Raw genomic sequence first — 18,694 nt, 5'->3', positions numbered from 1 at the left:
GAGTTAATATGACTAAAGTCTGCTGCTTCGGCGAATTATTATTACGATTTTCTCCAGTTGCTAATGGCGAATGGATTCGGCAAACAGCCATGCCTGTATTTGTGGGAGGGGCTGAGCTGAATGTAGCAACCGCGTTAGCCAACTGGGATGTCCCGGTTAAGTACAGCACAGTATTGCCCGAAAACTCGCTGGCCGATGATATTATCGGGTACGTGTCCGACAAAGGCATCGACCCATCGGGTATCGTTCGATTTGGTCAACGCGTTGGAAGTTATTACTTGCCACAGGGCAGCGACCTCAAAAACGCGGGTGTCATTTACGACCGGGCACATTCGTCTTTTTCAGAATTAGCGGTTGGCAAAGTTGATTGGGAAGCCGTCTTGCAAGACACAAGCTGGCTTCACGTCAGCGCCATCAGTCCAGCCCTAAATGCCGATGTAGCCGCAGCCTGTCAGGAATTGGTTGCTGTGGCTTCGTCGAAAGGTATTACCGTATCGATTGACCTGAATTATCGGGCACGACTCTGGCAATACGGTAAGGCTCCTGCCGAAATCATGCCGGGCATAGTCCAGTACTGCGATGTCGTGATGGGAAACATCTGGGCGGCTAATTCGCTATTAGGTATTCCCGTTGATCCAGAAGTTCATAGTAGAGACCAAAAGGACGAGTACCTGGAGCATTCACTGGCAACGGCAGAAGCGATTCAACGGCAATTCCCACGCTGTAAAGTTGTTGCCAACACGTTTCGATTCGATACACCACCAACTGGCCTTCGGTACTATACGACCCTTTATACCCACGGTCAGCAGTACGTTTCGTCCGAATTGCTAACCGATTCGGTGGTTGACCGGGTGGGTAGTGGCGATTGCTTTATGGCAGGACTCATTTATGGCCTCTATAACCAACACAATCCGCAGGCCGTGGTCGATTTTGCCGCTGCCGCTGCTTTTGGTAAGTTGCAGGAACTTGGCGATGCGACTGGCCAGTCGGTAGCCGACATCATGAAACGACAACAGAATAGTATTCGGTTTTTGGTTTGAGGTTTACGGTTGGCTGGCGCATAGGTTGCTTCAGTCAGTAAACCTCTAACCAAAAACCAAAACCACTTAACCAAAAAAACATGCCCGTATTCTCGCCCGAAAAAATCCTTGACCTGGTTATCAACCACCCAATTGTACCCGTCTTTTACCATCCCGACGTCGACCATTCACAAGCTATTGTGCAAGCTTGTTACGATGGAGGTCTGCGCGTTTTTGAGTTCACCAACCGGGGCGATAAAGCACTGGCTGTTTTTACCCAATTAGTAAGCTACGTACGGGCAAACTGCCCCGAAATGGCGATGGGCATTGGTACAATTCTGACAGCTGATGACGCTAAAAAATTCATCGCTGCGGGTGCCGACTTCGTGGTGCAGCCCGTTACGACTCCAACCGTTGGCGATGTCTGCCGGAATCATGGAGTACCCTGGATGCCAGCCGGTTCTACACTAAATGAAATTTACCAGGCCACCTTATTGGGTGCTAATCTGGTGAAAGTGTTTCCGGGCAATGTAGTTGGTCCTGGTTTTATTAAAGCCATCAAAGGCCCAATGCCTTCGCTCAAACTCATGGTAACGGGGGGCGTTGAACCCACTAGCGAAAGCCTGAATGCCTGGTTCAAAGCGGGCGTTACGGCAGTCGGTATCGGTTCACAGTTATTCTCCGGCGACAGTGCCGATCCATCGGCCTTACGTGATCGTGTGGCTTCATTAGTCCAGATTGTTACACCCTTTATTCCTAAATCCGCATGAATAAACCAATAGGAAACTACCGCTGGACGATTGTAGCGCTGTTGTTCTTCGCTACAACCATTAACTACCTCGACCGGCAGGTGGTTGGTCTCCTGAAACCTACGCTGGAAAAAGAATTTAACTGGTCAGAACTGGACTATAGCCGCATTGTGCAGGTTTTTTCGGCCGCATATGCCGTTGGATTGCTGATTTTTGGGCGAATTATTGACCGAATAGGCACAAAAGTTGGCTATACGGTTGCCATCATTTTCTGGAGTATTGCGGCTATGGCGCATGCACTGGCAACCAGTACAGTTGGCTTTATCTTCGCCCGTATTGGGCTGGGCCTTGGTGAGGCTGGTAATTTCCCGGCTGCCATTAAAACCGTTGCCGAATGGTTTCCTAAAAAAGAACGGGCGCTCGCAACGGGGATTTTTAACTCAGGAGCTAATATTGGGGCCGTGGTTGCCCCTATTCTGGTTCCCTGGATTCTGGGTATCTGGGGTTGGCAAATGGCCTTTATCGTGACAGGAGCCGTGGGCTTTATCTGGCTTGTTTTCTGGTATGTTGGCTACGAAATTCCCGCCAAGCAGGCTAAACTTTCCAAAGCCGAATTTGATTACATCCACAGCGATAACGAAACAACGCCCGATGCCGTTGCGGATCATGGTGCACCTGTTTCCTGGAGTTTATTACTGGGCAAGCGTCAAACCTGGTCGTTTGTGTTCGGTAAAATGCTGACTGACCCCATCTGGTGGTTCTTCTTATTCTGGCTACAGGATTACTTCGCAACGACATTCCATCTCGATACAAAGAAACCGAATCTGTATCTGGCAGTCCTCTACACGCTGGTCAGCATTGGTAGTATTGGCGGTGGTTATTTGTCGTCGGCACTGATTAGCCGAGGCTGGAGTGTCTGGAAAGCCCGCAAAACAGCGATGTTCATTTTCGCCTTGCTGGTTTTACCCGTTATGGCTGTGCGTTTTGGTCCGGGCATTTGGGGGGCCGTAGCCTTGATCGGGCTGGCGGGCGCTGCTCACCAGGCATGGAGTGCCAACATCTTCACCACGGCTTCTGATATGTTTCCGAAACGGGCGGTTAGCTCCGTTGTAGGTATCGGCAGTATGGCCGGTTCGATTGGTGGCATTATTTTCCCGGAAATTGTTGGCCGAATTCTGGACAGCTACAAAAAAGCGGGTGATGTACAAAGCGGGTACGGCATCATCTTCCTGATGTGCGGTTCGGCTTATATGCTTGCCTGGCTCGTCATGCATTTTCTAACACCGAAGATGCAACCCGTTCAGCTGGAGACGCCTGAATCAGAACCGGTTAGCTAACAGCAATCTCAGAATTTGTCATGCTGACGAAGGAAGCATCTTAAAGTATCATTACTTAGGAATCCACAAGCCTTAAGATGCTTCCTTCGTCAGCATGACAAAAATAAAAATACAATTACCCCCAGTAAACCTATATAAAACGTCCAAAGAATCTTATTCCTACCCAATAATCCCACTTAATCTGTAAACTATCTATTCATTATTAATTCTTCTTCGATTCGTATGGACGTGCAACAAATCGACATTACGGCTTCCCACCCACTGGCTCTGCCTGTTGGCGTGACTCTCGACCGGTACATCATGCACCGGCAAACTGCTTTTCCCTATGCTACAGGGGAGCTTTCTCAATTACTGCGCGACATTGCGTTGGCCGGTAAAATCATTCACCGCGAGGTCAACCGAGCGGGTCTGATCGACCTGACAGGCGGCATGGGCATTCAGAATGTACAGGGTGAAAGCCAGCAAAAACTGGATATGATTGCGAATATCCGGTTCAAACGGGCGCTGACTAACGGTGGAGAAGCCTGCGCCATTATTTCGGAAGAAGAGGAAGATATTATTTATACGGGTAATAATAATGGTAAATATGTGGTGGCTATGGACCCGTTGGATGGCTCATCGAACATCGACGTAAACGTATCCATCGGCACCATTTTCTCCATTTACCGACGTGTAACACCTATCGGTTCGGAACCAACACTGGATGATTTTCTGCAAGGTGGCCGTCGGCAGGTGGCGGCTGGTTATATTCTCTATGGCTCATCGACCATCATGGTGTACACAACTGGTCATAGTGTGAATGGATTTACGTACGATGCGTCGTTGGGCGAATACATTCTGTCGCACCCCGACATTCATAGTCCTTGCACAGGTCAGATTTATTCTTGTAATGATGGTAATCTAGAAAGCTATGAAGATGGCGTTCAGGAGTATCTGACCGATTGCCGAAAAAAGCAATATACAGCCCGTTATATCGGCTCGTTAGTCGCTGATTTTCACCGAAATCTGCTTAAAGGAGGAATTTATTTATATCCGCCAACCCAAAAGAGTCCGGACGGCAAACTCCGCTTGCTTTATGAAGCTTTTCCACTGGCATTTCTGGCTGAAAAAGCAGGTTGTCTGGCCACATCGGGTCGTCAGTCCATCCTCGACATCAAGCCCCGTAGTTTGCACCAACGGACGCCCTTGTACATTGGTGCTCCCGTGATGGTCGATAGTTTGGTTGGGTTGTTGAAATAGTTGATTTTCTTCCTATGTGGTGTCAGTTTCTCAAAACTGACACCACATAGGAAGAAAATCTCTTAGTTAAAGGGTAATACAACTAGGGGATTAAATAACCATTCAATCCGTCCGAAACTATCCAGGCAGGAAGGTTTTCAGTATATTGTCGAGGTTCAACCATACTTGTATTCTGAACATCAATCAGTCGGATACTGGAAAACAACTTTTTATTCTGCTCAAAAAGCGGCAACGTACTGGCATACATCTCCTCAATAATTTCCGGTTTTACCTCATGGCCACCACTTAAATACCTGATCCTGGCCCGGTCAATACAAAGCGATAAATTATCGGTGAAGAAGAGCAGTAAATGAATCTGGTTTGCAGAATTGAATCCGGCAATGGATTGCAAATATTGATAATGAGAAGGAAAACCTAAATTTAATTCCAAAGCAAAGCTTTCCTCAGCAAACAAATACTCTCTGACTTTCTGCTGAGTGCTTAGTGAGGCTAAATCCTGATAATCTGCAAAACCCTGTTTCTTATATTGGTATCCCGCCAGATCCTGGTCAATGATTGGTGTTTTTCGGGGAATAAAGTTTTTGCCACTTGTGCTTTTACCAATACCAGGTGGTCCTGCAATTACATAGATGTTCATCGAACAACCAGCACATTTCCATCTTTATATTCGGCAACAGTATGACCATCTTCCCGAATATAAACTAATGGCTGGTTAATGGAAAATAGGTAGGTACGTGCACTCTCAGCACACTGTTTCTGCCAGATCACAAGCTCTTGATCCGTCATATTTCGAGGATCTTTCTCCATGATACCTTGTTGGTATCTGATTTTATCGGTCATAGCCAAATTCACTTTATACAAAGATAATGAAAATGGACACTACTGATTCCCCTATAAAACTATGGGTTATTAATACGTTTGCCAGCCAATATCCACCTGCGTTGTAAATAGCCCGCGCCAGAGTACCGAAAATCCCTAGTTTTATCCTATCCTAAAAACACGCTATCTTGTTGGTCTTATTACGCATTGACCAACCTATGCTATCAATCCGCTATTTGCTTGCTGCTTTTGCACTTGCTAGTCCACTATCGCTGTTTGCACAGCAGCCTATTTCAGTTTCCTCGCCCGATAAATCCATTACTGTTTCTGTTAGTAGTAACCCGACTGGCAATGTATTATATCGGGTTTCGTATAAAGGCAAGAAAGTGCTTGAGCCATCGGGGATAGGCTTTGTTCTCAGCAAACCCAAGGTATCCCTAACACAATTCACAATTGCAGCTGCGGATTCATCAACAAAAGATGAAACCTGGAAGCCTGTTTGGGGTGAAGTCAGTCAGATTCGCAACAACTATAAGGAGCTAGCGCTTATGTTGACTGATAAAGGCACTTCGGGCATCAAAGTATTAGTTCGCTTTCGGGTGTTTAATGATGGGGTTGGTTTCCGCTACGAGTTTCCGCAACAAAAGGCGCTAACCCATTTCGTTGTAGCCGATGAGAAAACACAGTTTGCGCTATCCGCCGACCATAAAACCTTCTGGCAACCTGGCGATTACGACTCCAACGAATACCTATACAATACTACCCGACTGAGTGAAGTCGATGCGACCACGGCCTCAAACAAAGAGAAGGACACGGCTCTAAAATCGCTCATTGGCCCCAATGCGGTCCAGACTCCACTACTCTTTAAAACGGGCGATGGCCTATATATCAGCCTGTATGAAGCAGCCTTGATCAACTATCCAGTCATGCATCTGCAACTAGACAAGAAAAAATTGACGCTCACTTCACAATTGGTACCCGACGCCGTTGGCAACAAAGCCTATTTGCAAACACCTGCTCAAACGCCCTGGCGGACCATTATTGTCAGCGATAAAGCCACCGACATACTAGCCTCCAAACTCATTCTGAACCTGAATGAACCCTCAACCATTGCCGATCCTTCCTGGATAAAGCCCCAGAAATTTGTGGGCATGTGGTGGGAGATGCACATCGGGAAAGCAACCTGGGAAAAAGCGGGTGGCAAACACGGAGCCAATACCCAGAACGTGAAAAAGTATATCGACTTTGCTGCGAAATACGGTTTCGATGGTGTGCTGGTAGAAGGCTGGAACGTGGGCTGGGAAGACTGGTTTGGCAACTGGAAAGAGAATGTTTTCGATTTCGTAACCCCCTACCCCGATTATAACCTCGATTCGTTGACAGCCTATGCCCAATCAAAAGGCGTTCGCATTATCATGCACCACGAAACGTCGGGCTCGGTCACCAATTATGAACGCCGGATGGATGCGGCCTTTCAGTACATGGTGAAAGAAGGCATCAATACGGTGAAAACGGGCTACGTGGGCCGGATCATTCCACGGGGCGAACACCACGACGGGCAATGGATGGTTGGGCATTATGAGCGCGTGGCCGAAAAAGCCGCTCAGTACAAGATCATGATCGACTCCCACGAATCGGCGCACCCAACCGGCTTGCACCGTACCTATCCGAATTGGATGGCAAGCGAAGCTGCACGGGGAAGCGAATTCAACAACGCGCCTACCCTCGGTATTACGCCCGAACACACGACAATTCTGCCCTTCACCCGGATGCTAGGTGGCCCAATGGACTTTACGCCCGGCCTGTTTCGCTTTAAGTTAAACCAGTTCGATAGCACCCGAACGACACGAGTTCGAACAACGCTGGCGAAACAGTTAGCGTTGTATATCACGCTCTACAGCCCGCTGCAAATGGCCGCTGATTTACCCGAAAACTACGAGAAACACTTGGATGCATTTCAGTTTATCCGCGACGTACCCGTCGATTGGGACGATACTAAAATCATAGCCGCAGAACCAGGTGACTACCTAATCATTGCCCGAAAAACCAAAGGAAAAAATAGCTGGTTTTTGGGTGCTATTACGGACGAAAACAGCCGCGACATCTCCATTGATTTTGATTTTCTGGAACCCGGACAAGCCTACGAAGCCATTATCTATCGGGATGCCGCTACGGCTGATTGGTTTGCCAATCCAGAAGCCTATAAAATTGAGACGATCCCGGTGAATAGTAAAACAAGGTTGCCTATCCATCTGGCTAAAGGAGGTGGCTGCGCCATTCAGATGAAGACGAAATAAACGAAGGCATTTCCAACCAGCTTGATTGTTGCAGGGTCTACCAGACAAATAAACGGCAACGGTCATGAAAAATGGAATACAGTTTCTTTGCCTACTGGTTTGCATCTGGGCTTGTTCACGGTCAAACAACGACTCGCCTATAAACCCGGAAGATAAGCTTAAGAATGCCACCGCTTTGCTGAATAATGAAGACTGGTACGGGAGTGGGAGCGCGTCTAAGATAGCTGCCACGATTGGAGATACTTGTCTGACAAATCGGTTCAATGTCTATATTTCAAACGAACTCCCTTATCCCAAAGGTGCCAGAAAAGCAGCGCCTTACGATTGCGTTGGTCCCTGTAACACAACTCAATACCTTGCTTTTGAGAAAGTGCCGTTAGCCGTTGGGAAATACAATGCGATCAGATTAACAAGCTGTACACCTGCTCCCATTACGGGCGCCAGTTACGGGTTGATTGTTGGGGGCGACGCCGTATTTGCCTCTTATCGGGCCCAGGGAGCCAATAGCGGCTGGATTGAAGTTACGCGGGCCGATACGATTGCGAATGTAATAGAGGGCAGGTTCGAACTAACGCTGACCTCGCAGGATGCCAAAACAGTTCAATTTCGAAACGGTAATTTCGCGCTTCCTTTGAAGAAATAAATCGAACGTCGATGAGTAGGTTGATTTCGTGAGTTGACTTATCAAACAAAGTGCTTCTATTTTGCCTTAGTTAACTACAGACAGAGTTCTATCTTTTCATTCACGTTCATTCATCTTTAAAACAGTAGCTCAGTATGCAAATCAAACGGAACGCTTCGGCCCATTGGGCAGGTTCAGGCAAAGACGGAAAAGGAACCGTTTCAACCGCCAGTACCGTACTTAACCAGTCGCAGTTCTCCTTCAACACGCGCTTTGCCGATGGCATTGGCACAAATCCTGAAGAGCTGGCCGGTGCGGCTCATGCCGGTTGTTTCTCCATGCAATTAGCGTTCAACATCCAGGGGGCAGGTTTCACTGCCGATTCAATCGACACTCAGTGCACCATAACCCTCGATACCGATAGTGCCAGCATCAGCGGCTCACATCTGGTGGTAAAAGCCAGCGTGCCCGGTCTTGATGAGGCTAAATTTCAGGAACTGGTTGAGCATGCCGAAAAAAACTGCCCTATTTCGAAGTTATTCAATACCAAAATCTCGGTGGATGCTACATTGGTGTAGTCTCGGTGATTAAAGAATAATGCAAAGGCGCAAAAGATTGGCGCAAAGAACGCAATGAAATACTCTTGGCGATCTTTGCGCCTTTGCGTTAAAAAGTAGAGCACACAATAAACCAATGCAACTACCTAGTCTTTTCAGCTATTTCAGCTTATTCGTTAGTTTCATAGCTAGTGCTATCAGCCCATTTTGTGCATCTGGTCAATCTGGCTTCGCCAAACCACTCGCGTTTCCGGGTGCAGAGGGTTTCGGCAAATACACAAGCGGAGGACGTGGTGGGCAAGTGCTCGTTGTTCGAAATCTGGACGATAGCGGCCCCGGCAGCTTTCGGGAAGCGGTTACAACGCGAGGACCACGGATTGTTGTTTTTGCGGTTTCGGGTACCATTGCCCTGAAATCAAAGATCCTGATTCGACAGAATAAGTTGACCATTGCGGGCCAGTCGGCACCGGGCGATGGCATTTGTCTGAAAAACTACAACCTGACCATTGAAGCCAACGACGTCATTATCCGATACTTACGCTTTCGTCTGGGCGACGAAGCCAAACAACAGGATGACGCCATCACAGGGCTTCGTCAGAAGCGAATTATCATCGACCATTGTTCCATGAGTTGGGCAACCGATGAATGCGCATCGTTTTATGATAACGAAAACTTTACCATGCAATGGTGCCTGATTGCCGAGAGTTTAAACAAGTCTATTCATGAAAAAGGCGCGCATGGTTATGGTGGAATCTGGGGTGGCATGGGCGCTTCGTTTCACCATAATCTGATTGCTCATCAGAATAGCCGGACACCCCGCTTCTGCGGATCACGTTACCACAAACAACCCCAGCGTGAACTCGTCGATTTCCGAAACAATGTCATTTACAACTGGGGAATCAATGATGTGTATGGCGGTGAAAAGGGAAATCATAATCTGGTTAGTAACTATTACAAACCCGGTCCGGCAACCCCACCGAAGCTCCAGAGCCGGATTGTAAACCCATCGAAGCCCTACGGTCAGTTTTTTGTCGCAGAGAATTTCGTGATGGGCGATAGTATCGTCAGTAAAAACAACCTGAGTGGTGGAGTCCAATGCGATGAGCCTGATTCGGCCATAGCTACTGAGCCTTTTATGGTCGAGACTCTTCCCGAGCAAACGGCACAGCAAGCCTACGAGCAGGTACTTGCAAAGGCCGGTGCCAGCTACCGACGCGATGCCATAGACGCTCGTGTTGTTAACGATGTTCGCACTGGAACAGCTTCGTTTGGATCGCAGAAAAGAGGAATTATCGATTCCCAAAAAGATGTAGGTGGTTGGGTAGATCTGAAACAGGCACCCGCACCAGTCGACACCGATGCCGACGGTATGCCCGATCAATGGGAAAACAGTCACGACCTCGATCCTAACAATCCTGCAGATGCTAGTCAATTTAAGCTCGACGACCAGTACACCAATGTTGAAGTCTATCTGAACAGTTTGGTTTTGTAACTGGATGGCGCGAACGACGGGATAGCGCGAACGTCTTCGTTCGTGCTGATTATCCCCGGCCTCCGGCCGGAAGTAGTTCATAACCAATCGGCCAGAGGCCGAAGAATAGTCGGTACGAGGCTGGAGCCTCGCGCCATCCCAAGTATTTGCAGCTAGTATAATCGGCTGATTCTTCGCTTAATCACGACAATAGCCATAAGCCGCTTTTCATCAATACCATTTTTGGCCTACATTGCAGCATCCTCTATTCGTTGCCCTATGGTTCATTATACTCACCCGAGTCGCATTCTTGTTGCGCTAGATTGTATCATTTTCGGTTTCGACGGAGAAGAACTCAAATTACTGCTGATCAAACGAAACTTTGATCCCGAACGCGGCAAATGGTCTTTGATGGGTGGATTCCTCAATGAGCAGGAAGATCTGGAAGAAGCCGCTCAACGTATCCTGTACGATCTGACGGGCCTAACTAACAATTACCTCGAGCAACTACAAACCTTTGGTGCGGTAAAGCGCGACCCCGTTGAGCGAACGATATCGGTCGTGTATTATGCACTGGTCAATATTCAGCAGCAGGACATCAACGCTATTAAGTCACATAACGCCTATTGGATTAATTTGTCCGAAAAACCCGATCTGATTTTCGACCACAACGCGATGGTGGATCAGGCATTACGGCAACTCCGGTATAAAGCGGCTCTACACGCCATTGGTTTTGAATTGATGCCCGACAAGTTCACCATTCCGCAACTTCAGAAGGTATACGAAGCGATCTATAATACTCAACTTGACCGGCGTAATTTCAGTCGCAAAATTATATCGACCGAACTCCTGATCGACACCGGAGAAAAAGACTCAAATTCAGTCACGAAGAAAGGGAAATTGTACAAGCTCAATGCCGACAAATACCAGCAATACCTTACCGATTATGTTGGTTTCTTCCCTGAGCTAACCCTTTCCTAATCATTCAAAAACAACCTTCTCGTCCAGAACGTGTTCGGCTTATCCTCCGTCTGTGTTCTCACCTAGAGCATATACACATCTTTAACACGGGCGAATTAGCCCTGTAAGGGCGTCCTGTCAATAGGTATTGCTCCTAAGTAAGAAGACCAAAGCGCCGTAGGTGAAGATACAGACCGAGAACGCTGACCCCTCAAAATCAGGTTGGTAGATTTCTAACAAAAGGCCCTTTTTAGGCCGTATCCTTCATTCAAAAGGCTTCCCTACTAAGTCCAGTAGAATTTTACAAGGAAAACAAATAATAATTTCATTTCTCGTTCAACTAACCTAAAAGTGTTGTAATATTGTGTCACAGATACACTATTCTAGAAATTACAAATTCCTACCCGCTAAACAACGGCTTATTTAGCCAATCCGAGTAACCTTATCTATGAATAATCAATACGTTATCGGCGTCGATTTTGGTAGCGATTCGGTCAGAGCCTTAGTCGTGAATGCGCAAACCGGCGAAGCTGTAGGAACGCACGTTCACGAATATACGCGTTGGAAACAGGGACTCTATTGCGATCCAGCCACGTCGCAGTTCCGACAACACCCGCTCGATTACCTCGAAGGGTTAACTGCCACCATTACTGGCGCTCTGGCCCAGGCCCCTGCCGATATTCGCCAACAGGTAGTCGGCATTTCGATAGACACTACTGGCTCTACTCCTTGCGCTGTTGATGAAACTGGTCTTCCGCTGGCGCTGCGCCCCGATTTTGCGGAGAATCCGAATGGTATGTTTATTCTCTGGAAAGATCACACCGCCAATGCTGAAGCCGAGGAAATCAACAATCTGGCGCATCATTGGGACACGGATTACACCAAATACGTCGGGGGTATTTACTCGTCAGAATGGTTCTGGGCAAAAATGCTACGGACGCTGCGAGTTGATGAAACCATCCGTGCGCACGCCTTCTCCTGGATCGAACACTGCGACTGGATTTCGGCAGTTCTGACGGGCAATACCAATCCACTGACACTCAAACGATCGCGTTGCGCAGCCGGACACAAAGCCCTTTGGCACAGCGAGTTCGGCGGTTTACCCTCCAATGAATTCCTGACCAGGCTCGATCCGTTACTCAGCGGATTACGCGATCGCTTATTTACCGACACCCACACCTCCGATCAATCAATGGGCCACCTCTCCCCAGAATGGGCTGAAAAACTGGGGCTTTCGACCAACGTTGTGATCGGTGTGGGAGCCTTCGACGCGCACATGGGTGCCATTGGTGCCGAAATTGAACCCTATGCGTTTGTCCGCATCATCGGCACCTCAACCTGCGATATTCTCATGGCCCCAAACGAGGAAATCGGACATCGACTCATTCGCGGAATTTGCGGGCAGGTAGATGGTTCGGTAGCGCCGGGAATGCTTGGTCTGGAAGCGGGACAGTCGGCATTTGGCGATGTCTACGCCTGGTTTGCCCGCCTGATTACAGGCCCTGTGCGCGAGTTGCTAGGACAGGAAGCCGCCGACGCGATGAACCAGCAGCTTATCCCCTACTTATCAGTGCAGGCCGCCAAGTTACCCGTTACCAAGAACGATGTGATCGCGCTCGACTGGATTAACGGACGCCGTACACCCGATGCCAATCATACACTTAAGGCAGCCATAGCCGGGTTAAACCTGGGCACCGATGCCTCTAAAGTTTTCAAAGCCCTGGTTGAAGCAACGGCCTTTGGTTCGCGGAGTATTGTTGATCGCTTTCTGGATGAAGGCGTCCCGATCAAGAAAGTAATCGCGATTGGTGGCGTGGCAAAAAAATCACCCTTTGTGATGCAAACCCTCGCCGATGTGCTAAATAAGCCCATTCAGGTAGCCAGTGCCGATCAGGCTTGTGCCCTGGGTGCGGCCATGTGTGCATCCGTAGCGGCTGGCGTTCACCCAACAATGGAAGCTGCTCAACACGCAATGGGTTCTGGTTTCGATGCCGTGTACACACCCCAGCCCGACAAAGTGGCTGTGTATGAAACGCTATATGCGAAGTATTTGAAGCTGGGATCTTTTGTAGAAAAGGAGTTATAAAGTATGTAGAACGGAGTGGTACTCCGTTCAGTCGCCTAAGCGACTAATTAACAGTTGAACAAATAGCCTGACGGCTGAACGGAGTACCACTCCGTTCTACATAAAATTATGCTCGATCTGAAACAATTTGAAGTCTGGTTCGTAACAGGAAGCCAACATTTATACGGCGAAGAAACGCTGAAACAAGTCGATGCCCACTCCTTAATTATTGCCAATTTCCTTGGCGATAAAATGCCGGTTCGGGTGGTGTTTAAACCCGTTGTGAAAACACCAGATGAAATTTACGCCATCTGTCAGGAAGCCAACGTAGCACCGAATTGCGTAGGGATTATCACCTGGATGCATACCTTCTCACCCGCTAAAATGTGGATTCGGGGATTAACGGTGCTGAAAAAACCGCTCCTTCACCTACATACGCAATTCAATCGCGACATTCCCTGGAATGAAATCGACATGGATTTTATGAACCTGAACCAATCGGCGCACGGCGACCGGGAGTTTGGGTTTATCATGTCGCGCATGCGGTTGAATCGTAAAATCGTTGTTGGTTTCTGGCAAGATCAGGCCGTTATCGACAAAATTGCGTCCTGGAGTCGGGTGGCCGTAGCCGCTTACGAATTGAAGACCATGAAAGTGGTTCGTTTTGGCGATAACATGCGGCAGGTAGCTGTAACGGATGGCGATAAAGTAGCGGCCGAAATGACCTTTGGTATGTCGGTGAATACGCACGGAATTGGCGATTTGGTGGCCGTTATCAATCAGGTGACCGACGCCGAAATAGACCTGCTGGTGGCAGAATACGCCGACAGTTACACACTGATGAATTCGCTGTTAAAAGGTGGCGCCCAACACAGCTCCCTTCGTGATGCGGCCAAAATCGAAATCGGGATGCGGGCGTTCCTAAAAGATGGAAACTTCACAGCCTACACCGATACGTTTGAAGATTTGCATGGCATGACGCAACTACCGGGCATTCCTTCCCAGCGCTTAATGGCTGATGGCTACGGATTCGGTGGTGAGGGTGATTGGAAAACCTCAGCGATGGTACGCACGATGAAAGTGATGGCGGCTGGTCTGAAAGGAGGTAACTCGTTCATGGAAGACTATACTTACCATTTCGATCCTGTGAATCCGTTAGTACTTGGCTCGCACATGCTCGAAATCTGCCCGTCAATTGCAGCCGGTAAGCCAACCTGCGAAATTCACCCATTAGGTATTGGTGGAAAAGCGGATCCCGTCCGCCTGGTGTTTAACGCTCCTGCTGGCCCTGCCATCAACGTGTCACTCATCGACATGGGTAACCGTTTCCGACTGCTGGTCAATGAAGTAGAAGCCGTTGAAGTGCCCGAAGCTCTGCCGAAATTACCGGTAGCACGCGCCATCTGGAAACCAATGCCTGATATGCAAACGGGCTGTGCAGCCTGGATTCTGGCGGGAGGTGCCCACCACACAGTCTATAGCCAGAACCTGACGACCGATCAGATCGAAGACTTCGCCGATATTTTCGGGGTTGAACTCGTAGTGATTGATCGTAACACGAACCTGCGTCAGTTGAAAAACGAGCTGCGCTGGAGCGAGGCTGCTTATCGGTAGCATTACAGAGCGATAGCACGAACGTCTTCGTTCGTGCTGATTATTCCCCGGCCTCTGGCCGGAATAAATTAATAGCCAATCGGCCAGAGGCCGAAGAATAGTCAGCACGAACGAAGACGTTCGCGCTATCCCAACCCTTCCCAATGAAAAAACAATTTATAACCCTCTTATTCGCCAGTAGCAGCCTACTAACGTTGGCTCAAAACAAAGTAACGATCAATGCCAGCGAGGGCAAGCACGTCATCAGTCGTCACATTTACGGCCACTTTGCCGAACACCTTGGCCGTAGCATTTATGACGGTTTTTATGTCGGGGAAACCAACACCAAAATTCCCAATAAAAACGGAGTTCGTCTGGATGTAGTTGCCGCATTGAAAAAAATGAAGATCCCTAACCTTCGTTGGCCGGGTGGTTGTTTCGCTGATACCTACCATTGGAAAGATGGTATTGGACCCAAAGCCAAACGCCCTAAAATCGTGAATACATGGTGGGGTGGTGTTACTGAAGACAATAGTTTCGGCACTCATGATTTCCTGAATATGTGCGAACTACTGGGAACGGAGCCGTATCTGGCCGGTAACGTGGGGAGTGGCACCGTGCAGGAATTATCGGATTGGGTTCAATATGTAAACTTCGAAAAGAACAGTCCCATGTCGAACCTGCGCCAGCAGAATGGCCGACAAGCCCCCTGGAATGTGCGCTATTGGGGTGTAGCCAACGAAGCCTGGGGCTGTGGCGGCAACATGAAACCAGATTTCTATGCCAACCTGTATCGTCAGTATAGCACCTTTATGAACAACCGTGTGGGCAAGGAGCGTATTTTTCGGATTGCCTCAGGCGCCAGCGACAACGATTACGTCTGGACTGAAACCCTCATGAAAAATATTCCCGGCAGCTTAATGGAAGGGCTGGCTATGCACCATTACTCGGTACTATCCTGGGGCGAAGGCAAGAAAGGTTCTGCCACGGAATTTACCGATCAGGAGTATTTCAAAACCATGCAGCAGGCGCTGTTGATGGACGAGTTGATTGAGAAACACTCGGCCATTATGGACAAGTATGACCCCGAGAAGAAAATAGCCCTGATTGTCGACGAGTGGGGTGGCTGGTATAATGTCGAGCCGGGCACGAATCCAGGGTTCCTGTATCAACAAAATACCATGCGCGATGCGGTTTTGGCCGGGGCTACGCTCAATATTTTCCATAAGCACTGCGAACGTGTTCGCATGGCCAATCTGGCGCAGGCCATCAACGTATTACAGGCGGTTATTTTAACCAAAGGCGACAAACTCCTGCTAACACCCACTTACCACGTACTGGAAATGTACAACGTCCATCAGGATGCAACAATGCTCCCTGTTGAGGTGAAGTCAGACGATTTTGTGGTCGATAAGGAAAAGTTACCCGCCGTATCGGTATCCGCTTCCCGCGACAAAGCAGGTAAAGTCCATATATCACTAGTCAACATCGACCCAACCAAACCACAGGCAATTTCGGTAGATTTAAAAGGTATCAAAGCGGCTGGCCTAACCGGGCGAATTCTGACCTCTGCTAACGTACACGACCATAATACCTTCGAGAATCTGACTAAAATCAAGCCGGTTGTCTTCAATGGCGCCAAAGTAGAAGGCGATAAGCTGACCGTAACGCTGCCGCCTGTTTCGGTGGTAGTCCTAGAAATCTAATGATAGAATTTTGAATGATTGAGTGATTGAATAGGTGCTGTTAATGAACTATTCAATCACTCAATCATTCGCCCATTCAACATTAATTCCATGTACACATCCTTAAAAGAAGAATGCTACGAGGCAAATATGCAACTGCCGAAGTTGGGCCTGGTGCTGTTTACCTTCGGTAATGTCAGTGCTGTTGACCGCGAACGGGGCGTTTTCGCTATCAAACCCAGTGGTGTTCCCTACGAGCAGTTAACGGCCCGCGACATTGTCATCTGCGATTTCGACGCCAAAGTGGTTGAAGGCACCATGCGCCCCTCGTCGGATACCAAAACGCACGCGTTACTTTACAAAACCTGGGATAAAATTGGTGGCATTTCGCACACACATAGTACGTATGCAGTGGCCTGGTCGCAGGCGGGTATGGACATTCCTATTTTTGGAACAACCCACGCCGATCACACCCACCAGGATATTCCCTGCGCCCCTGCCCTAACCGATGAGATGATTCAGGGCGATTACGAGCATGAGACGGGGCATCAGATTTTCAATGTGTTTGCCGAGAAAGGGCTGAGCTATAGTGAAATGGAAATGGTGCTCCTCCAAAATCATGGACCCTTTACGTGGGGTAAGACCGCCGAGAAAGCCGTGTACAACTCAGCCGTTCTGGAAGAAGTTGCGCGTATGGCGTACCTGACCTTACAAATCAACACGAACACGCCCCGCATCAAAGACACCCTGCGGCTGAAACACTACGAGCGCAAGCATGGGAAAGACGCGTACTATGGGCAAGGTTGTTAAGGGATTGATTCTATTTTTGTAGTAGTATCGACTGTAAACAGGCTTTGCTTGTGGTATTGGGTCGGGGGGTCAATGCCCTCTCAGACCCGGCATCATAGGCAAATATCCATTTCCCAAATCCTCATTAGTTCATGAAATTTTTGACTCAATTTTTATCTCTGGCCCTTTTAGCGGGTTGCGTGACCATGAATTCCTGTACGTCCAAAAAAGAAACGACCGAGCAAAAACCAGGTATTGAAAAAACAGCTTATGGCCAACTACCCGATGGTCAAACGGCTGATTTATACACGCTGCACAATGCCGACGGTATGTCTGCCAGCATTACCAACTACGGCGGAATCATCGTATCGCTAACGACGCCCGATCGGAATGGGAAGTTTGAAGACGTCACCCTGGGCATGGATTCGCTGGCGGGTTACGTTAAGGGAACACCTTATTTCGGAGCGCTGGTGGGTCGATACGGAAACCGGATTGCCAAAGGGAAATTTACCCTGGATGGCAAAACGTACTCGCTCGCAACCAATAACTTCGGCAATCATCTTCACGGTGGTCTGAAAGGGTTCGACAAAGTTCTCTGGACAGCCACCCCAGTTGAAGGTGATGAGCCCGCCCTTAAACTCACCTATACCTCGAAAGATGGCGAAGAAGGCTATCCCGGAAATTTAACCGTCGAAGTAACGTATACGCTACAGAAAGATAACGCATTAAAAATTGACTATCAGGCTACTACCGATAAACCAACGGTCGTAAACCTGACCAATCATACGTACTTCAACCTGACAGGTGGTGCCAAACGGGACATCCTGGATCACGTCGTAACTCTTTACGCCGACAAGTTTATCCCAATCGACCAAACGCTGATTCCGACAGGTAAACTACAACCCGTAGCCGGTACGCCGTTTGATTTCACCAAGCCAACGGTTGTTGGCACACGGATCAACGATTCAACCGATACCCAGATCAAATACGGCGGAGGCTACGATCATGGCTGGGTACTGAACGGTACTGGCGACTCATTAAAGCTGGCGGCTACCGTGTATGAACCCACCAGCGGACGAGTTATGGAAGTTCGGACAACTCAACCTGCCGTACAATTCTATACTGGCAATTTTCTGGACGGTTCTGTAACAGGTCGGGAAGGATTCCCTTACAAAAAACGGTACGCGCTGTGTCTGGAAACCGAACATTATCCAGATTCGCCTAACCAACCTAACTTCCCAACAACGGTTCTTCGTCCAGGTGAAACTTACAAAACCACAACGATTTACCAGTTCTCATCGAAGAAAGAGTAGTATAACGTGAATAATGGATAATTTACGAATAGAATTATACTAGTTTTTTGTCCTCCCAACGCCAGGAGGGACCTTCGGCAACTGGTTATTTACTGAAGGTCCCTCCTGGCGTTGGGAGGACAAAAAACAATATTATAAACGACTGATAATCAGCCAACAATTTCAGATTCTATCCATTA

General features: G+C 48.4%; 16 protein-coding genes. 14 read left to right on the top strand and 2 right to left on the bottom strand.

What is annotated here, in order from left to right; genetic code table 11:
- The first annotated feature begins 8 nt into the window (after window positions 1-8).
- The 4 genes from H3H32_RS05060 to fbp all read left to right on the top strand — a co-directional run bounded on the left by H3H32_RS05060 (window position 9) and on the right by fbp (window position 4,344).
- Window positions 9-1,040, top strand: coding sequence for a sugar kinase (locus H3H32_RS05060; protein ID WP_182461574.1), 1,032 nt, complete (start codon window positions 9-11; stop codon window positions 1,038-1,040).
- Window positions 1,041-1,120: 80 nt separating this feature from the next.
- Window positions 1,121-1,789, top strand: a complete 669-nt coding sequence (locus H3H32_RS05055; protein ID WP_182461573.1) for a beta/alpha barrel domain-containing protein — start codon at window positions 1,121-1,123, stop codon at window positions 1,787-1,789.
- Window positions 1,786-3,105 (top strand): MFS transporter, encoded by a 1,320-nt coding sequence (locus H3H32_RS05050; protein ID WP_182461572.1) that lies wholly within the window; start codon window positions 1,786-1,788, stop codon window positions 3,103-3,105. The genes H3H32_RS05055 and H3H32_RS05050 overlap by 4 nt, the downstream gene beginning before the upstream one ends.
- Before the next feature lie 222 nt (window positions 3,106-3,327).
- On the top strand, window positions 3,328-4,344 hold the full coding sequence (gene fbp / locus H3H32_RS05045; RefSeq protein ID WP_182461571.1) for a class 1 fructose-bisphosphatase: 1,017 nt from the start codon (window positions 3,328-3,330) through the stop codon (window positions 4,342-4,344).
- Between the two features lie 82 nt (window positions 4,345-4,426).
- Here fbp and H3H32_RS05040 read toward each other — a convergent pair whose 3' ends face one another.
- Window positions 4,427-4,981 carry a hypothetical protein gene (locus H3H32_RS05040; RefSeq protein ID WP_182461570.1) on the bottom strand — a complete coding sequence of 185 codons (555 nt, stop codon included), beginning with the start codon at window positions 4,979-4,981 and terminating at the stop codon, window positions 4,427-4,429.
- On the bottom strand, window positions 4,978-5,151 hold the full coding sequence (locus H3H32_RS05035) for a hypothetical protein (protein WP_182461569.1): 174 nt from the start codon (window positions 5,149-5,151) through the stop codon (window positions 4,978-4,980). The genes H3H32_RS05040 and H3H32_RS05035 overlap by 4 nt, the downstream gene beginning before the upstream one ends.
- Before the next feature lie 230 nt (window positions 5,152-5,381).
- Here H3H32_RS05035 and H3H32_RS05030 point away from each other — a divergent pair, with 230 nt between their 5' ends.
- The 10 genes from H3H32_RS05030 (at window position 5,382) to H3H32_RS04985 (ending at window position 18,515) form a co-directional block, all read left to right on the top strand.
- On the top strand, window positions 5,382-7,460 hold the full coding sequence (locus tag H3H32_RS05030) for a glycoside hydrolase family 97 protein (protein WP_182461568.1): 2,079 nt from the start codon (window positions 5,382-5,384) through the stop codon (window positions 7,458-7,460).
- A gap of 64 nt (window positions 7,461-7,524) precedes the next feature.
- Window positions 7,525-8,103 carry a hypothetical protein gene (locus H3H32_RS05025; RefSeq protein ID WP_182461567.1) on the top strand — a complete coding sequence of 193 codons (579 nt, stop codon included), beginning with the start codon at window positions 7,525-7,527 and terminating at the stop codon, window positions 8,101-8,103.
- Between the two features lie 134 nt (window positions 8,104-8,237).
- Window positions 8,238-8,660 (top strand): OsmC family protein, encoded by a 423-nt coding sequence (locus H3H32_RS05020; protein ID WP_182461566.1) that lies wholly within the window; start codon window positions 8,238-8,240, stop codon window positions 8,658-8,660.
- A 115-nt stretch (window positions 8,661-8,775) separates the two neighbouring features.
- Window positions 8,776-10,131, top strand: a complete 1,356-nt coding sequence (locus H3H32_RS05015) for a pectate lyase family protein (RefSeq protein WP_240543662.1) — start codon at window positions 8,776-8,778, stop codon at window positions 10,129-10,131.
- 258 nt (window positions 10,132-10,389) lie between these two features.
- Entirely contained in the window at window positions 10,390-11,091 is a 702-nt protein-coding gene (locus H3H32_RS05010; RefSeq protein WP_182461565.1) for an NUDIX hydrolase, read from the top strand.
- Window positions 11,092-11,518: 427 nt separating this feature from the next.
- Window positions 11,519-13,156 carry a ribulokinase gene (locus tag H3H32_RS05005; RefSeq protein WP_182461564.1) on the top strand — a complete coding sequence of 546 codons (1,638 nt, stop codon included), beginning with the start codon at window positions 11,519-11,521 and terminating at the stop codon, window positions 13,154-13,156.
- Between the two features lie 108 nt (window positions 13,157-13,264).
- The gene (gene araA, locus H3H32_RS05000) at window positions 13,265-14,749 is read left to right on the top strand and encodes an L-arabinose isomerase (RefSeq protein ID WP_182461563.1); all 1,485 of its coding nucleotides are present in this window, start codon (window positions 13,265-13,267) and stop codon (window positions 14,747-14,749) included.
- Window positions 14,750-14,892: 143 nt separating this feature from the next.
- Window positions 14,893-16,434 carry an alpha-N-arabinofuranosidase gene (locus H3H32_RS04995; RefSeq protein ID WP_182461562.1) on the top strand — a complete coding sequence of 514 codons (1,542 nt, stop codon included), beginning with the start codon at window positions 14,893-14,895 and terminating at the stop codon, window positions 16,432-16,434.
- Window positions 16,435-16,524: 90 nt separating this feature from the next.
- Window positions 16,525-17,223: an L-ribulose-5-phosphate 4-epimerase gene (locus H3H32_RS04990; RefSeq protein WP_182461561.1), complete on the top strand. Its 699-nt coding sequence runs from the start codon at window positions 16,525-16,527 to the stop codon at window positions 17,221-17,223.
- Window positions 17,224-17,354: 131 nt separating this feature from the next.
- Window positions 17,355-18,515: an aldose epimerase family protein gene (locus tag H3H32_RS04985; protein WP_182461560.1), complete on the top strand. Its 1,161-nt coding sequence runs from the start codon at window positions 17,355-17,357 to the stop codon at window positions 18,513-18,515.
- The last annotated feature ends 179 nt before the right edge of the window (window positions 18,516-18,694 follow it).

It is taken from the genome of Spirosoma foliorum (genome assembly GCF_014117325.1).
In the GTDB taxonomy this organism is placed as follows: domain Bacteria; phylum Bacteroidota; class Bacteroidia; order Cytophagales; family Spirosomataceae; genus Spirosoma; species Spirosoma foliorum.
This window is presented reverse-complemented; position numbering and strand designations above follow the sequence as displayed.

Coding starts and splice junctions, on each gene's coding strand:
- H3H32_RS05010 (WP_182461565.1), top strand. CDS start 10,390: ATGGTTCATTATACTCACCCGAGTCGCATTCTTGTTGCGCTAGATTGT.
- H3H32_RS04995 (WP_182461562.1), top strand. CDS start 14,893: ATGAAAAAACAATTTATAACCCTCTTATTCGCCAGTAGCAGCCTACTA.
- H3H32_RS05020 (WP_182461566.1), top strand. CDS start 8,238: ATGCAAATCAAACGGAACGCTTCGGCCCATTGGGCAGGTTCAGGCAAA.
- araA (WP_182461563.1), top strand. CDS start 13,265: ATGCTCGATCTGAAACAATTTGAAGTCTGGTTCGTAACAGGAAGCCAA.
- H3H32_RS05055 (WP_182461573.1), top strand. CDS start 1,121: ATGCCCGTATTCTCGCCCGAAAAAATCCTTGACCTGGTTATCAACCAC.
- H3H32_RS05050 (WP_182461572.1), top strand. CDS start 1,786: ATGAATAAACCAATAGGAAACTACCGCTGGACGATTGTAGCGCTGTTG.
- H3H32_RS05015 (WP_240543662.1), top strand. CDS start 8,776: ATGCAACTACCTAGTCTTTTCAGCTATTTCAGCTTATTCGTTAGTTTC.
- H3H32_RS05025 (WP_182461567.1), top strand. CDS start 7,525: ATGAAAAATGGAATACAGTTTCTTTGCCTACTGGTTTGCATCTGGGCT.
- H3H32_RS05040 (WP_182461570.1), bottom strand. CDS start 4,981: ATGAACATCTATGTAATTGCAGGACCACCTGGTATTGGTAAAAGCACA.
- H3H32_RS05030 (WP_182461568.1), top strand. CDS start 5,382: ATGCTATCAATCCGCTATTTGCTTGCTGCTTTTGCACTTGCTAGTCCA.
- fbp (WP_182461571.1), top strand. CDS start 3,328: ATGGACGTGCAACAAATCGACATTACGGCTTCCCACCCACTGGCTCTG.
- H3H32_RS05035 (WP_182461569.1), bottom strand. CDS start 5,151: ATGGAGAAAGATCCTCGAAATATGACGGATCAAGAGCTTGTGATCTGG.
- H3H32_RS04990 (WP_182461561.1), top strand. CDS start 16,525: ATGTACACATCCTTAAAAGAAGAATGCTACGAGGCAAATATGCAACTG.
- H3H32_RS04985 (WP_182461560.1), top strand. CDS start 17,355: ATGAAATTTTTGACTCAATTTTTATCTCTGGCCCTTTTAGCGGGTTGC.
- H3H32_RS05005 (WP_182461564.1), top strand. CDS start 11,519: ATGAATAATCAATACGTTATCGGCGTCGATTTTGGTAGCGATTCGGTC.
- H3H32_RS05060 (WP_182461574.1), top strand. CDS start 9: ATGACTAAAGTCTGCTGCTTCGGCGAATTATTATTACGATTTTCTCCA.